The 15,093-nt window shown below is 30.7% G+C and carries 13 protein-coding genes; 10 read left to right on the top strand and 3 right to left on the bottom strand.

What is annotated here, in order from left to right; translation table 11 throughout:
• Position 1: 1 nt before the first annotated feature.
• Positions 2–349, bottom strand: coding sequence for a hypothetical protein (locus ACUXZJ_RS03235; protein WP_014165796.1), 348 nt, complete (start codon positions 347–349; stop codon positions 2–4).
• A gap of 203 nt (positions 350–552) precedes the next feature.
• Positions 553–1,524 (bottom strand): hypothetical protein, encoded by a 972-nt coding sequence (locus tag ACUXZJ_RS03230; RefSeq protein WP_063743450.1) that lies wholly within the window; start codon positions 1,522–1,524, stop codon positions 553–555.
• A gap of 334 nt (positions 1,525–1,858) precedes the next feature.
• Between ACUXZJ_RS03230 and ACUXZJ_RS03225 the strand changes: the two genes are divergently transcribed.
• Positions 1,859–2,191, top strand: coding sequence for a single-stranded DNA-binding protein (locus tag ACUXZJ_RS03225; RefSeq protein ID WP_060381283.1), 333 nt, complete (start codon positions 1,859–1,861; stop codon positions 2,189–2,191).
• 195 nt (positions 2,192–2,386) lie between these two features.
• Here the strand turns inward: ACUXZJ_RS03225 and ACUXZJ_RS03220 are convergent, their stop codons facing one another.
• Positions 2,387–4,093 carry a helix-turn-helix domain-containing protein gene (locus ACUXZJ_RS03220; RefSeq protein WP_060381284.1) on the bottom strand — a complete coding sequence of 569 codons (1,707 nt, stop codon included), beginning with the start codon at positions 4,091–4,093 and terminating at the stop codon, positions 2,387–2,389.
• A 281-nt stretch (positions 4,094–4,374) separates the two neighbouring features.
• Between ACUXZJ_RS03220 and ACUXZJ_RS03215 the strand changes: the two genes are divergently transcribed.
• From ACUXZJ_RS03215 to ACUXZJ_RS03175, 9 genes are all read left to right on the top strand, one after another.
• The gene (locus tag ACUXZJ_RS03215; RefSeq protein ID WP_063743449.1) at positions 4,375–4,848 is read left to right on the top strand and encodes a hypothetical protein; all 474 of its coding nucleotides are present in this window, start codon (positions 4,375–4,377) and stop codon (positions 4,846–4,848) included.
• Positions 4,849–6,489: 1,641 nt separating this feature from the next.
• Complete coding sequence (locus ACUXZJ_RS03210) at positions 6,490–7,140, top strand: ATP-binding cassette domain-containing protein (protein WP_060381287.1); 651 nt, start codon at positions 6,490–6,492, stop codon at positions 7,138–7,140.
• Positions 7,137–7,373, top strand: a complete 237-nt coding sequence (locus ACUXZJ_RS03205; RefSeq protein WP_063743447.1) for a hypothetical protein — start codon at positions 7,137–7,139, stop codon at positions 7,371–7,373. The genes ACUXZJ_RS03210 and ACUXZJ_RS03205 overlap by 4 nt, the downstream gene beginning before the upstream one ends.
• A gap of 348 nt (positions 7,374–7,721) precedes the next feature.
• The gene (gene trhO / locus ACUXZJ_RS03200) at positions 7,722–9,092 is read left to right on the top strand and encodes an oxygen-dependent tRNA uridine(34) hydroxylase TrhO (RefSeq protein WP_063743446.1); all 1,371 of its coding nucleotides are present in this window, start codon (positions 7,722–7,724) and stop codon (positions 9,090–9,092) included.
• A gap of 63 nt (positions 9,093–9,155) precedes the next feature.
• On the top strand, positions 9,156–10,397 hold the full coding sequence (locus ACUXZJ_RS03195; RefSeq protein ID WP_060381290.1) for a peptidase U32 family protein: 1,242 nt from the start codon (positions 9,156–9,158) through the stop codon (positions 10,395–10,397).
• On the top strand, positions 10,397–10,627 hold the full coding sequence (locus ACUXZJ_RS03190; protein WP_060381291.1) for a ferredoxin: 231 nt from the start codon (positions 10,397–10,399) through the stop codon (positions 10,625–10,627). Before ACUXZJ_RS03195 ends, ACUXZJ_RS03190 begins: the two co-directional genes overlap by 1 nt.
• A 161-nt stretch (positions 10,628–10,788) precedes the next feature.
• Entirely contained in the window at positions 10,789–12,279 is a 1,491-nt protein-coding gene (gene ricT, locus ACUXZJ_RS03185) for a PSP1 domain-containing protein (protein WP_063743445.1), read from the top strand.
• Positions 12,254–12,757, top strand: coding sequence for a gliding motility lipoprotein GldH (locus ACUXZJ_RS03180; protein ID WP_060381293.1), 504 nt, complete (start codon positions 12,254–12,256; stop codon positions 12,755–12,757). Before ricT ends, ACUXZJ_RS03180 begins: the two co-directional genes overlap by 26 nt.
• A gap of 2 nt (positions 12,758–12,759) precedes the next feature.
• Complete coding sequence (locus ACUXZJ_RS03175) at positions 12,760–15,090, top strand: penicillin-binding protein 1A (RefSeq protein ID WP_446195759.1); 2,331 nt, start codon at positions 12,760–12,762, stop codon at positions 15,088–15,090.
• Positions 15,091–15,093: the final 3 nt, after the last annotated feature.

Raw genomic sequence — 15,093 nt, 5'->3', positions numbered from 1 at the left:
TTTAAGATTCTTTTTTAACTAAAATGTAGAAATCATTTTCGAGTGCTCTATATCCTTGATCGTATAGAAAGTAATAGATATTACCCGTTTTAGTAGTATATATTGAGGTAAAATATTCAAAATCAAACCCTTTACTTATTAGCTTTGTTCGGTTTGTTTTAGTTTTACTTTCTGAATTGAGTTCAGTTAATATACGATAATTTTTACGAAGTTTATTATTAATATTGCGCATCAGATTGGTACAATCTTTATTCATGCGATTGTTATAAGCATTACGACACGCATCACTGCAAAACTTTTTGTCTTCGCGACCTACAAATTTTTCGTCACATTCTAAACATTGTTTCATATCTATTGCTATTATCTTATCAATAAAATTTTATTATTTTTTTAAACAAACCTTATGATCTCTCTCTTTTCATCTATTAACTTAGGTATTTATAAAGAACGGAAAAATCAAATCAAAAGTGTTAGTTTTACGCTACAAATTCATAGGTAATCATTAATATATACTTTTTAATCTATAATTTTACGAATACGTTGTAGTTTATATTACCTTTTACTTTTATTGTAATTAACTGTTAAATAATACGTTTTATAAATAGGTTTGTACAGTATAATTTTTTCACCAATTTTAGCTATATTTTTTATTATTTTGTATTGTTCTTCTTTTTGAATTTCGTTTAATTTATCAATAGTCATCATTTTGTCAAAGTCTTCCAAATTTATTTTTTTTACGACTATATTTTCATAAATAGATTTAAACATTGTTACTGATGAGAAAGAAAATGATTTCTCTATATCATATCCTTTATCATCCATTGTTAAGGGTTTCGGAACTGTATTATTTGATACAAAATTTATTAAATTAATATTATCTGTGTCTCCTTTTAATACGAGTACGTTATCAACTATATTGATTATTTCAATAGAATCCTTTCCAATAGTCAATTTTTTTCCGATCTCATTTTTTGTTAAATTAATAGAATTGTAACCTACTATAAAATCCATTTTCATGATCAAAGAACCATGAATTTTTGTGCTATCGGATTGGTTACTATTTAAAGGGTAATTGCGAGTAATTTGATAAATATCGTTTTCAATTCTATTTCCTCCTCCTTGTGTATTTTTGATTACTAATGAATCTTTACCATAAAAAAGTTTATTTTTGGACTTGTTGATTTCAATTAATGAACTACGTAATTTATTGTTATTTAAATTGTTAAGTATATTGACAATAAAGTATAGTCGATCTTTTTCAATTTTAATTTTTGCAGTTTTATTCATCAACTTATAGTAAGAATCTGCTTCCTCAAATGAAAATGGTTTTGAAAAATAATCTTCTGAATTATAAATTGCTGTTTTAAATTTAAAATCTTGAACTTTTAAGATCTCACTATTTATTCCATAAATCAAGTTAACTATCATTTTCCGATCTTCTTCTTTTAAAATCTTTTGAGCTTGTGCCTTTTGGAAAAATAATAGGATTACAATTACTAAAAGTGCTTTATTGTAATATTTCATAGTTTTTTGATTTTTTATGCTAACGCACAATATGTGTATGATCTTGTAATTGGTACTTTTTTAGTACGTATTTAAATTGAATAAAACTTGTACTAACGATACACATCATACTTCAATTCTTTATAAATAGTATTTCTCCAAAGGGTAAAAAACAAGTATGTTTTTGAATATAAAGGTAGCAAAAAAATACTTTCAAACGACAACAAATAATTACAACCGATAATAAATAATTAGTAACCGAATCATTATGAGATAAGTACTCAAATTTGCATTGTCGGATAAATGAAACGACAATTGATTTTAGATAAATAATAACATTTAAATTTTAAACGCCATGAATGCCTTAAAAAACAAAGTACAATTAATTGGTCACGTAGGACAAGAACCTGAAATCAGAATCCTTGAAGGAGGAAAAAAATTAGCTAAATTAACATTAGCAACAAATGAAGTGTATTATAATGAAAAAAAAGAAAAAGTAACAGATACACAATGGCATTATATTACGGCTTGGGGTAAAACTGCCGAAATTATTGAAAACTTTGTCACAAAAGGCAAAGAAATAATGGTAGAAGGAAAAATAACCTATAAAAACTGGGAGGATAAAAATGGTGAAAAACGCAATACAACAGAAATCGTGATAAATGAGTTGTTATTAATCAGTAAGTAAAATTATATTCATAAAGTTACCTTAAAATAATTAATTTTAGAAACTATTTCATAAAATGTATAAGTTAAAAGTTTAGGCTTGGATTTTCATATATCTTATAATAATATTTCATGCAAAAATATCTATTGTAAATTTTTAATTAAAAGAATTACACTCGAAATTCCTGAATCTCGTGTGTAATTCTTTTTCATATCATTAATTTACAGATGTTTGGGAGTTATTTAATTCTTTAATAAAATAGCTTGGTTTTATCCCAGTTTTTTTAGAGAAAGCATTGGAAAAAGATTCTGCTGTATTAAAGCCAAATTCATTAGCAAGGGCTAGTATAGTAAATCTTCTTATTTTATCATCTTTTTGTAAAATTCTTAAAGCATAATCTATTCTCAAATCATTTATATATTGAATAAATGTTTTTTGTTTATACTCATTAATGATTTTCGAAACATATTTTGTATTTGTTTGAAATTCATCTGCTACATTTTGAATGGTCAAATTAATTTTTAAAAATCCTTTCTCGTTTTCGAAGACAGTCAGTTTTTCTAAAATATCGTTTAGTTTTTCTTCATTTATACCAATTTCTTTTTCTTCAATTATAATTTTTTCATTCTGAGCAATTGGCTCAGTTATAATTGTTTTATTATCTAGTTCCTTTATTAATTCTTGAAAACGCTCCTTGTACAGTTTTTTTTGTTTTTTATTGTTCAGAAAAAGAATTAATACTAAACAAATAGATAAGATAGTAGTTATGATTGCTATAATATAATTACTTTTTAAACTTTGAATGGTGGTGTCTTTTTTCTCAATTAAATTAGGTATTTGGTATTTCTTGATGATTACCTTATTTAATAAATGATTTTTCTTATTGATTAGACTATCAATAGAGGTTAATTGAGTCAAATATTTTAAATGGTTTTCTTTATCACCACTCCTTTTATAGTAATTAACTAGATAGGTGTACCCATCTGTAAATTCAGGAAAAATAGATTTAGTTTTCCTGTAGACAGAATCTACCAGTTGAAAGTTTTTTACTGCTAAATTTTTCAGCCCTAATTTTTCGTAAGCTTTGCCTCTATAATAATAGCCAGCAATAACATTTGTACTGTCTTTAAATTCGATAAACTTGGGTAATGATTTATTTATACTATCTAAAGCAATTTTGTATTTCTTTTTGTTTATCTGATTTGAACCTTCATTTAATACAAAAAGGTATTTATAATACTCATCATTTGTCTTTAGAGCTAATTTGTAGCCTATTCTATTATAATAGGAACAAGAATCAGTCTTTTTAAGACTTTTATAAGCGTCAGCTAGGCAAAATAAAACATTGGTATGCAAGTATGAAAAATTATTTCCCGTATATTTCTGATTCTTACTGTAATTATAACATTCTTTATAGATAGGCAAAGCCTCCATTACATCACCATAATGTTCTGAAATAAAAGTTGCTATATCTAAACGACTTCTATAATATAAATCCAGGTCTTTATTTTTTACTTCTTTTACAGCCAGATTAAAATTTTCCATAGCTTCATTATACCTGCCTAACTGTATCAATTTAAAGGCCTTTTCTCGATATCCTGTAAATGGAAAAAATTTACTTTTTGAACCTTTAGTATATTTGATTACACTATCAAAATATTTAATGGACACTGAAGCAGGTTTGTTATATAATAACATATAATAATATTGTGCCACATAAATTGAACTATCACTTTTTACAGCCTTATTATAATAAAACTTTAAAATTTTAGAACGCAATTTTTCATTACTAGTATTATCATAGTAAAGGTCGTTTAATTTATTCAAGTTTAGTTTGGCTAAATTGATTTCTTTGCTTTGTGCCTTTGTTGTACCATAATTTGATAGTATAAGTAAGAAAATAATTGATAATAAATGCTTCATTTTATATGTTTTGCTAAAACTCAAAAAAGAATTTGATAATTTAATTTGTAGGTTAAACTATTGTTTATCAGTGAAATGTTTGTAGAAGGAATCTGGTTTTCCTGAATCCAGACCTTAAATTCCTGAATTCCGAGTATATTGATTTGTACATCGCATTTACCTCCCTTTACTTTGCACTGCAATTGTGAAACAAAGTTATTAAAACAAGTAAAGCTTTAAAACTTTAATTCAGCATTATTTGACGATTGGGTAGGGGATAAACAAGTAACAAACAAAAAACTATGGGTACTAAAAATCAAATCAGTCTTGAAATACCACAAAGTGTTTTAGACCAAGTACAAACTAAATTACAAGAATGCAAAACTTTATTAGCACCTTTTTTGCAAGGACTCACTGCAACGGAGCGAATGGAAATTTTTAAAATGGGTGACAAGACGGTGGCTACGGCACAAAAAGTAAAGTCGTACTTGCAAACTAATCCTGAATTTGCTCCTGCTTATATGGATCAAGCCGAATTTTTAAAAGACGAAGCGGTAGTAACACAACTAACTCCTTTAGCAAACATGGCAGAACAGTTAACACGTGACCTTAACGACACCGTTATGTTAGCTGGTAGCGAAGCTATTTATAAAGCCTTACTGTATTACGGTCAGGTAAGAGAAGCGTATGCTAAAGGAATTCCTACGGCTAAACCTGTATATGAAGATTTAAGCCAGCGTTTTAGCAAACGACGTAAAGGAAATATGAGCCTTTAACGAACTAAAATAAGCAAAAAGCGTATTTATAGTCTTTTTAAGCAACTTTAACGAAGCTTTTAGTAATTCGGTACTAGTTGTAAGCGTCAGATAAATAGCTAAGAGGTATTAAAGAATAGTTTTGAGCTCCCTATGAATACCTTTTGGGTTCAAAAAAATAGCTTTTAGCTACAATGGGATGTCTTTTAGGGGAAAAAAGGGTAATTTCTTAAATTAATAAGTAAAAGAGACAAATGGTAAGATTTTTAATAGCACTGATTCAATATATCGTCAATTTTATTTTGGAGTATTGCATCAAGTAAATGACTGAAATTAGTATTATATTTTTTATTGAAATTGCCATTGAATTTTATACATTCAAGAATTTCAAGTAAATAAAAATAGTAAGTAATTACTACTTTTGGATGGTTTTTCTCCTAAGTAAATGAAAAACAAAAAAACTTTTTGGGTTTAAAAGTCTGTTACCAAAAAGGAAGTGAACCAACAGACTGTAAAAAAGCAGCCTTAGCATTTGTTTTGGACGACAACTAAGACTGCAATTAATAAAAAAACAAATTTAGAAAATTTAGGATTGATTGAATTAACACTAACTGAAAAGAGAAATACAGAAGGAGGGGTCTGGCCTTTAATAATTTTGGGTGTGCTTTTGCTATCTTCTCAAGAAGCTAGATAATCTTTAAAAAAGCGTAAGTCATTTATGATAAACATATAGACTTACGCTTTAATATATTTTTAAAAATATGTTTTTGATAATTAAGTATATATATCTTAACAGGTTAAGAGGTTTTACAGGAAAAGGTAATTTTCTATCTATGATGTTTGTGATATTATTATATTACTTTTCATTTTATTTAATATCTCTGAATTATGAGTCAATAGGGTATATAAGCAATTTTTACGCATTAGAAATAATTTTGATACATTTTAATAGAAAGGATCTATCGCTTTTAAAAAAAAGTGATAAATATCTTAGAATAATTGTGTTAGAATATCTACTTCAAATTTTCCCAGCATTGTTTCTATTCATAATTAAAAAGGACGTTCTTAATGCGTGTTTTTTTATCAGTATTTTAGCTTTTGGTTTTTATATTAAAGGAATAAAGCAATTAACTTTTAAAGTTAATCCGTTTGTAAATTATGATCCTCTTTGGATTATAGTCTATAGAAAGTATTATCTACAGATCCCATTAATAGTTTTGTTTTTTATAATTTACATTGCAAAAGAGAATAAAAATGACAATATGTTCATTTTCATAGTCTTATGTGTAGCTATTTTGTGTTGTTTGCCTAGTTTTAGTAGAGAAAATAAATTTGATATTATGAGAAGTGAAAATATTGGGAAGTCGTATTTGATGACACAATTAAAATCATCTCTTATGAATACATTAATAATCATTTTCCCACTAATCTTATTCTCATTTATTTTGCAGATAAATTATATGAATATAATCGTTTTCTTGATTGTACCTCTTTTGGTAATTATTAGTGTTAACCTGAAATACAACTATTTTGAAAACCTTTTTATGCAACAGATGATATTCGTATTAATATTATTATCGAGTTTTTACTCGATGGGGCTATCGTTTATTGTTATACCTTTTTTAGTTAGAAAATCTACATATAATATAAAAATGATTCAGAATGTTACTTGATATACATATAAGTGAAAAAACAATTGGAGTAAACAAAATAATAGATAATCTTAATTTAGTGATTAATTCAAATGGAATTTATGGAATTGTAGGAAAGAATGGAACAGGTAAGACCACACTTTTCAAGTGTATTTTAGGTATTGAATCCTACAGCGGACTTAATAATTCATTCGAGAAAATGAATCTTAGGAATACTTGCTGGTGTCCGACCGAGACATACTTATACGAAGACTTGACAGTTAATGAATTTTATAGATTTTATGATAAATTGATGAATATAAATCTAGAAGATGAACGAATATTGGTATTTAAAGATATTCCATTGGATATACAAATTAAAAATTTGTCCACAGGAATGAGAAAAAAAATGTTTCTAAATGCTTTATTTCAAAAATCATATAAATATTATATATTAGATGAGCCTTTTAATGGGCTGGATCTTGAAGCCAATTTTATATTATGGAATTACATAAAGAAAATTTCTGGAGATTCCCTAATATTAGTATCATCTCATATTTTAGATAGCTTGGTTAAAAATTGTGAAGCGATATTTGTTTTAAAAAATGAGGGTGGAAAATATTTCAGTAGTAATCAGTTTAATCAAATTGAAGATTTCCTTTTTAAATCAATTAAGATATGATTAGCCAAGAAGACCCTATACATACTCAAAAAAACCTTATAGCATGCAATGCTACCCGAAGTAAATCATTATACCTAGTAGTACTGGTAGTTCTAGGAGCACTTCCTTTTATTTATGTCGATATTAGCAGCCAGAGCCGTGGTATTATTCGTAGTCAGCAGGATAAAGTACCTTTGCAAACAGTAGTGAGTGGAAAGAGTATAAGTTGCTTACTAAAAATAATAAACTGGTAAAAAAAGGAGATACCTTAGTACAAATAGCACAATATAATTTACAAACGGAAAAAGCCAGTACCCAAGCCATCGTTAACGATAACCAAATTTTATTGAACGACTTGTAAAAAGCCGTATTGGGACAAGACAATTCTAGTAATGCATGAAGGTCAAGTAGTAGAGAAAGGAAATCATTTTGAACTTATAGAAAATGGAGGTAAATATGCAGAGTTGTGGAGTAAGCAAAGTTTAGTTTAATTATCTTGAATTTTAATTTGAAATCATCTAAAAATCAATAAATTTGCACCCGAATTCTTCCATTTAGAATTCTAAAACATTTTGTAACATTTCTCACTTAACGTTTATAGCATGCAACTGTATAACACTTTAAGCGCAGAAGAAAGAGCGGAGTTGATTGACCAAGCGGGGAAACAACGTCTAACCATTTCTTTCTATCAATATGCGCACATCACTGACCCGCAACAATTCCGTAACGATTTATTTTTAGCTTGGGACAAACTAGAGGCTTTGGGACGCGTATATGTGGCGACCGAAGGAATTAATGCACAAATGAGTGTGCCAGCTGAAAATTTTGAAGCTTTCCGCGATACCTTAGAAGCTTATGATTTCATGAAAGGCATCCGTATCAACGTAGCTGTGGAGCATGATGATCATTCTTTTTTAAAATTAACCGTTAAAGTACGTCACAAAATCGTTGCCGATGGATTAAATGACGCTACTTTTGATGTAACAAATAAAGGAGTACATCTGGAAGCTGCAGCCTTCAATGCGATTTTAGACGACCCTAACACGATAGTGGTAGATTTTAGAAACCACTACGAAAGTGAAGTTGGTCATTTCAAAGGAGCTATCACGCCTGATGTAGAAACTTTCCGTGAATCGTTGCCTATTATTAATGAGCAATTACAAGAATTTAAAGAAGATAAAAACCTAGTAATGTATTGTACTGGGGGAATCCGTTGCGAAAAAGCATCAGCTTATTTCAAGCATCAGGGATTCAAAAACGTGTACCAATTAGAAGGTGGAATTATCAACTACGCACGCCAAATCAAAGAGCAAGGGTTAGAAAGCAAATTCATTGGTAAAAACTTCGTATTTGACCACCGTTTAGGAGAAAGAATTACTGACGATATTATTGCGCAATGCCACCAATGTGGAAAACCGTGTGACAATCATACAAATTGTGCTAACGACGGTTGTCATTTATTATTTATTCAATGTGATGCCTGTGCTGAAAAAATGGAGCATTGTTGTTCCACCGAATGTTTAGAAACCACACATTTATCGTTAGAAGAACAAGTAAAACGTAGAAAAGGGATTAATGTAGGTAATAAAATTTTCAGAAAAGGAAAGTCGGATAGTTTAACCTTCAAAAAATCTGGAGTTTTAGAAGGCATTAGTCTAGCTAAAGCCACAGAAGAACTGCCGAAGCCTAAAACTTTACGCCAACGTATAGCTGTGAAAAAAGTGATGGTGGCAAAAGGAGAACATTATTATTCTAAATCACAAGTAGGACAGTTTACAATAACAAATCATGAGTTGAAAGCTGGTGATAAAGTGATTATCCAAGGACCTACCACGGGAGAACAGCATTTGATAGTTGATAAATTAGTTGTTAATGGTCAAGAAGGATTGCTAGCTCAAACGGGTGATAAAGTAACTTTTGTTGTGCCTTTTAAAATTCGTGCATCCGATAAACTTTACAAAGTAACCAACTAATTTTTTTAAATGCTTACTCTTTTATTACTGTAAAATATAATAAGCTTTTTTGAATATTACTAAATGACTTCGACAGGAAAAATAGAATTAATGGCACCAGCAGGGAATTTTGAATCCCTGCAAGCCGCTTTAGATAATGGATGTGATTCCGTTTATTTTGGCGTAGAACAACTTAATATGCGCGCTCGAGCAACAGTAAACTTTGTTTTGGAAGATTTACCGGAAATTGCGCGTCGTTGTCAAGAAAAAAATGTAAGAACATATCTTACACTTAATACAATCATTTACGATCACGATTTATCCATTGTAAAAACCTTAGTATCAAAAGCTAAAGATGCTGGAATAACTGCCGTAATTGCTTCTGACCAAGCTGTAATTATGACGGCTAGAACTTTAGGAATGGAAGTGCACATTTCTACACAGTTAAATGTAACCAATATAGAAACGGTTAAGTTTTACGCCATGTTTGCAGATACTATTGTTCTTTCTCGGGAGTTGAGTTTGCGTCAAGTAAAAAAAATCACAGAACAAATCGAAAAAGAGCAAATCAAAGGACCTAGTGGGAATTTGGTAGAAATTGAGATTTTTGGTCACGGTGCATTATGTATGGCAGTTTCAGGGAAGTGTTATTTAAGTTTACATTCACACAATTCGTCGGCAAATCGTGGAGCTTGCAAACAAAATTGTCGAAAAAAATATACAGTTATTGACCAAGAATCTGGATTTGAAATAGAAATAGATAATGAATACATGATGTCGCCTAAAGATTTATGTACTTTAGATTTCTTAGATCAAGTTATTGATTCCGGTATTAAAGTACTTAAATTAGAAGGTCGTGGGAGAGCTGCTGATTATGTTGCAACAGTAGTTCGCACTTATCGTGAGGCAATTGATGCTTACTACGAAAATACATTTTCAAAAGAGAAAGTAGCCGTGTGGATGGAAACTTTATCGACTGTTTACAATCGTGGATTTTGGAGTGGTTATTATTTAGGACAAAAACTAGGAGAATGGTCTGATAATCCGGGTTCTAGTGCGACTCAAAAGAAAGTATATGTAGGTAAAGGTATGCATTATTTTCCTAAATCTGGTGTGGCAGAATTTAAAATAGAAGCATACGATATAAAAAAAGGAGACAAGATTCTAATTACGGGACCAAGTACAGGTGCTCAAGAATTAATTTTACAAGATATGTTTGTGAATGATATTCAGGCAGAAAAAGCCACAAAAGGAGATAGCTGTACACTAAAAATTCCTTTTAGAATCCGATTGTCTGATAAAATGTATAAAATTGTAGAAGCTTAATGGTCATTATAACTTTACAACGTGATAAATGTATCGGATGTAATTATTGTGTCGAATTTGCACCAGCACAATTTCAAATGTCGAAAAAAGATGGTAAATCAGTATTGATAAGATCAATAGATACCAAAGGCTTCCATACTTTAAAATCCCCAGATCATACAATAGTTGAAAATTGTGAGTTGGCTGAAAAAGCATGCCCTGTACATATTATTTCAGTAAAAGAAACCTAAATTTTATATAAAAAATACTTATTTAAAACCCGTTACGTTTTTATGTATCGGGTTTTGGTTTTTTGAAAATAGTAAATTCAAAATATGTATCTTTACACACAAAACTAAATTGGCAGTAGTAGTCCGCCTTTGGCGAGACGACCAATATATATTCAAATTTTATGGCATGTACAAGTTGTTCAACCTCTACGGGCGGTGCGCCTAAGGGATGTAAAAATAATGGCACCTGTGGTACGGATAGTTGTAATAAACTAACCGTTTTTGACTGGTTAGCCAACATGGCACTTCCAGGAGGACAAGATCCTTTTGATTGTGTAGAAGTTCGTTTTAAAAATGGAAGAAAAGAATTTCTCAGAAATTCAGAAAAAATAAACCTTTCTATTGGTGATATAGTAGCTACAGAAGCCAATCCAGGACATGACGTTGGGATCGTTACTTTAACAGGAGAATTAGTTAAAGTTCAAATGAAGAAAAAAGGGATAGATTACACAGGAGAACTACCTAAAATTTATCGTAAAGCCTCACAAAAAGATATTGATATTTGGCAAGAAGCACGCAACAGAGAATCAGGAATTCAAGTACGTGCAAGGGAACTAGCTATTGCATTGAATCTCGAAATGAAAATATCAGATATAGAGTTTCAAGGAGATGGGTCTAAAGCAACTTTTTATTACACAGCTAATGATCGTGTAGATTTTAGACAACTAATTAAAGATTATGCAGCGGAATTTAAAATCCGTATCGAAATGAAACAAGTGGGTTTTCGTCAAGAAGCCGCTCGTTTAGGAGGAGTAGGCTCTTGTGGACGCGAACTGTGTTGCTCTACTTGGTTAACCGATTTCAGAAGTGTAAATACTTCAGCAGCACGTTATCAACAACTTTCATTAAATCCTCAAAAATTAGCAGGTCAGTGCGGTAAACTAAAATGCTGCTTAAACTATGAGTTAGATACTTATATGGACGCTTTGAAGGATTTTCCAGATATGGAAACCAAATTACAAACGGATAGAGGAGAAGCTACTTGCCAAAAAATTGATATATTTAAAGAGTTAATGTGGTTTGCTTATCCTGATAGTATGGCTATTTGGCACATGCTTAAGGTAAGTGAAGTCAAAGAAATTATTGACTTAAATAAACAAGGAAAAAAAGTAGCTACGTTAGAAGATTTCGTTTACGAGGAAGAAAAAGAAACAGCTGAAAAAACATTTCAAAATGCCATGGGGCAAGACAGTCTAACTCGTTTTGATCAACCTAAAAAACGTAATAAAAATAACAGAAAGAAAAAAAACGTTGTAGTTTCTAATGAAGTAGATACCGTTTCTAAACCTGAAAATAGAAAACCTAAAAACGAAAATCAGCATTCTAAGTCTGAAGGAGGACAACGTACACGTCCTGATGGACAAAAAATAAAACAAGAAAGTAATCGTTCAAAACCCGAAGGCGGAAAACCAAAAGTTGAAGGAAACAAACCAAAAGTTGAAGGTAATAATCCAAAATCAGAAGGACAACCAAGGATACGTCTAGAACGCCAAGAATCTAAAAGAGAACAAGCAAATCCTGAAACTCACAAACCTAAAAACGAAAATAGAAAACCTAGACCCAAAAATAATAGGTCAAAAAATAGAAATGATAAAAGAGATAATCAAAACTAATTGGTACAGTTTCCTTTTAGGAATCACATTGGTATCTTGTGACAAATCACAAGTATTTGACCAATATAAAACCTTTGAAAATGGATGGCCTAAAAAAGAAGCGGTTCGTTTTGAATTTGAACAAAATGCTTCTCAAAAACCATTAAATTTGTTTATTAATGTACGAAACAATGACGATTACGAGTTTAATAATCTATTTTTAATCGTAAAGTTAGAACAACCTAAAGGGAAAATATACATTGATACACTAGAATATCAAATGGCAAATCCAGATGGAAGTTTGATGGGACAAGGTTTCTCCGATGTAAAAGAGAGTAAATTATGGTATAAAGAAAACTATACATTCCCTAAAAAAGGAAAATATAAGGTAACCATTCAACAAGCAGTTCGTGAAAATGGAAAATTAAAAGGAATTGAGGTTTTAAATGGTGTTACCGAATTAGGTTTTAGAATAGAATCAATAGAAGAAAATGAATAATTATGGCTCAAAAATTAAACACTCACAAATCAGACTATGATCCTTATGTAAAGAAATTTTGGAAATACTTTCTATATACATTTGGAGGCGTTTTTTTGTTTTTCCTTTTTGCTTCTTGGGGCTTATTCGGTTCAATGCCATCCTTTGAAGAATTAGAAAATCCAGAGTCAAATCTAGCTACTGAAATTATTTCATCAGATGGTGTGGTGATTGGTAAATTTTTTAATGAAAATAGAACACCTGTAAAATATGAAGATTTACCCAAACATCTAGTTAATGCTTTAGTAGCCACAGAAGATGAACGTTTTTATGAACATTCAGGAATTGACGGGAAAAGAACCTTAAGTGCAGCACTAAAACTAGGTACAGATGGTGGAGCATCTACGCTAACCCAACAATTGGCCAAGCTACTTTTTCATGGAGAACGATCTAAATTCAAGATCATAGGACTCATTCAAAAAGCAAAAGAATGGATTATAGCAATTCGTTTAGAACGTCAATACACTAAAAACGAAATTATAGCCATGTACCTTAATAAAGTAGATTTTGTAAACACAGCAGTAGGAATCCGATCAGCTGCCAAAGTATACTTTGCAAAAGAACCTAAACAACTTACAGTAGACGAATCAGCTATGTTAGTTGGAATGCTAAAAAACCCTTCTCTATTCAATCCTTTAAAAAGAGAAGAAAAAGTACGAGATCGTCGTAATGTTGTGTTAAAACAAATGGAAAAAAATGGATTTTTAACCACTACTCAAAAACAAAATTATCAGGCAAAATCTATTAAATTGACTTTTTCACCTGAAAAATATAATGAAGGAACCGCTACCTATTTTAGAGAATACCTTCGCGATTACATGAAAAAATGGGTGGAAGAAAACAAAAAAGAAGACGGTTCTGATTATAACATTTATTCAGATGGATTAAAAATATATACCACTATAGACTCTCGCATGCAGCTATATGCTGAAGAAGCTATGAAGGAACATCTAGCCAATTTACAACAAGAGTTTTTTATAGAACAAAAGAAAAATAAAACAGCTCCGTTCGTAAATATAACAGATACTGAAATTCAAAAAGTAATGGATCGTTCAATGCGTAATTCCGAACGTTGGAGAATTTTGTCAGAAAACGGCATGGAAGAAGAAGACATAAAAAAATCTTTTCATATTAAAACAAAAATGACTGTTTTTACATGGAAAGGAGATAGAGATACAGTTATGACACCTTATGATTCAATACGATACTATAAACATTTCTTACAACCTGGTTTAATGGCTATGGAACCTCAAACAGGACATGTAAAAGCTTGGGTAGGAGGTATAGATTACCGTTATTTTCAATACGACCACGTAGGTTTAGGAGCACGACAAGTAGGTTCTACTTTTAAACCATTTGTTTATGCAACGGCTATTCAGCAATTAGGAATGTCTCCTTGTGACACTATTTTAGATGGTCCTTTCATGATTCGAAAAGGTAAACATAATGTTACCGAAGATTGGGAACCACGAAATTCAGATAGAAGATATAGAGGAATGATGACCTTAAAGAGAGCGTTGGCAAACTCAGTTAATACAGTATCAGCTAAATTAATTGATAAAACAGGTCCTGATGCCGTAATTGCTTTATTAAGAAAATTGGGCGTTGAAACAGATATACCTTCACAACCATCAATAGCTTTAGGTGCTGTTGATATTACGGTACGTGATATGGTAGCAGCATTTAGTACCTTTGCTAATCAAGGTATCTATTTAAAACCCCAAGTAATATCTAAAATAGAAGATAAAAACGGAAATGTCATTTTTGAACCTAAGTTAGAATCTAAAGACGTGTTGAGTAAAGATGTCTCGTATGCGGTCATTAAATTATTAGAAGGTGTTACAGAATCTGGTTCAGGAGATCGCTTACGTACACAAGGCGGAGGCTGGAAATACAACAGAGTAACCGGTTATCCTTATATGTTTAGAAATCCTATTGCGGGAAAAACAGGAACTTCACAAAATCAATCAGATGGATGGTTTATAGGTATGGTACCCAATTTAGCAACAGGAGTTTGGGTAGGTAATGAGGATCGTTCAGCTCATTTTAAAACGTTAGCTGCTGGTCAAGGTGCTACAATGGCACTACCAATTTGGGGACTATTTATGAAAAAATGTTATGCTGACCCAACTTTAAATATCTCAAAAGAAGCTTTCGAAAAACCAAACGATTTAAAAATAAAAGTAGATTGCTATTCAGTATCGACTCATGCAAGAAGAGAAACTGATAGTACAGCTACCGACTCAACAAGAGTAAAACCAGAAGAACAAAATACAGACGAATTTGGATTATAAACA

It is taken from the genome of Flavobacterium sp. TN-1, assembly GCF_052828645.1.
Note: the sequence above shows the minus strand (reverse complement) of the source record. Positions and strands in the feature narration are given on the sequence as shown.

What these genes read in the sequence shown, in the direction of transcription:
- ACUXZJ_RS03235 (WP_014165796.1), bottom strand. Translation starts at nt 349, where the DNA reads ATGAAACAATGTTTAGAATGTGACGAAAAATTTGTAGGTCGCGAAGAC.
- ACUXZJ_RS03230 (WP_063743450.1), bottom strand. Translation starts at nt 1,524, where the DNA reads ATGAAATATTACAATAAAGCACTTTTAGTAATTGTAATCCTATTATTT.
- ACUXZJ_RS03225 (WP_060381283.1), top strand. Translation starts at nt 1,859, where the DNA reads ATGAATGCCTTAAAAAACAAAGTACAATTAATTGGTCACGTAGGACAA.
- ACUXZJ_RS03220 (WP_060381284.1), bottom strand. Translation starts at nt 4,093, where the DNA reads ATGAAGCATTTATTATCAATTATTTTCTTACTTATACTATCAAATTAT.
- ACUXZJ_RS03215 (WP_063743449.1), top strand. Translation starts at nt 4,375, where the DNA reads ATGGGTACTAAAAATCAAATCAGTCTTGAAATACCACAAAGTGTTTTA.
- ACUXZJ_RS03210 (WP_060381287.1), top strand. Translation starts at nt 6,490, where the DNA reads ATGTTACTTGATATACATATAAGTGAAAAAACAATTGGAGTAAACAAA.
- ACUXZJ_RS03205 (WP_063743447.1), top strand. Translation starts at nt 7,137, where the DNA reads ATGATTAGCCAAGAAGACCCTATACATACTCAAAAAAACCTTATAGCA.
- trhO (WP_063743446.1), top strand. Translation starts at nt 7,722, where the DNA reads ATGCAACTGTATAACACTTTAAGCGCAGAAGAAAGAGCGGAGTTGATT.
- ACUXZJ_RS03195 (WP_060381290.1), top strand. Translation starts at nt 9,156, where the DNA reads ATGACTTCGACAGGAAAAATAGAATTAATGGCACCAGCAGGGAATTTT.
- ACUXZJ_RS03190 (WP_060381291.1), top strand. Translation starts at nt 10,397, where the DNA reads ATGGTCATTATAACTTTACAACGTGATAAATGTATCGGATGTAATTAT.
- ricT (WP_063743445.1), top strand. Translation starts at nt 10,789, where the DNA reads ATGGCATGTACAAGTTGTTCAACCTCTACGGGCGGTGCGCCTAAGGGA.
- ACUXZJ_RS03180 (WP_060381293.1), top strand. Translation starts at nt 12,254, where the DNA reads ATGATAAAAGAGATAATCAAAACTAATTGGTACAGTTTCCTTTTAGGA.
- ACUXZJ_RS03175 (WP_446195759.1), top strand. Translation starts at nt 12,760, where the DNA reads ATGGCTCAAAAATTAAACACTCACAAATCAGACTATGATCCTTATGTA.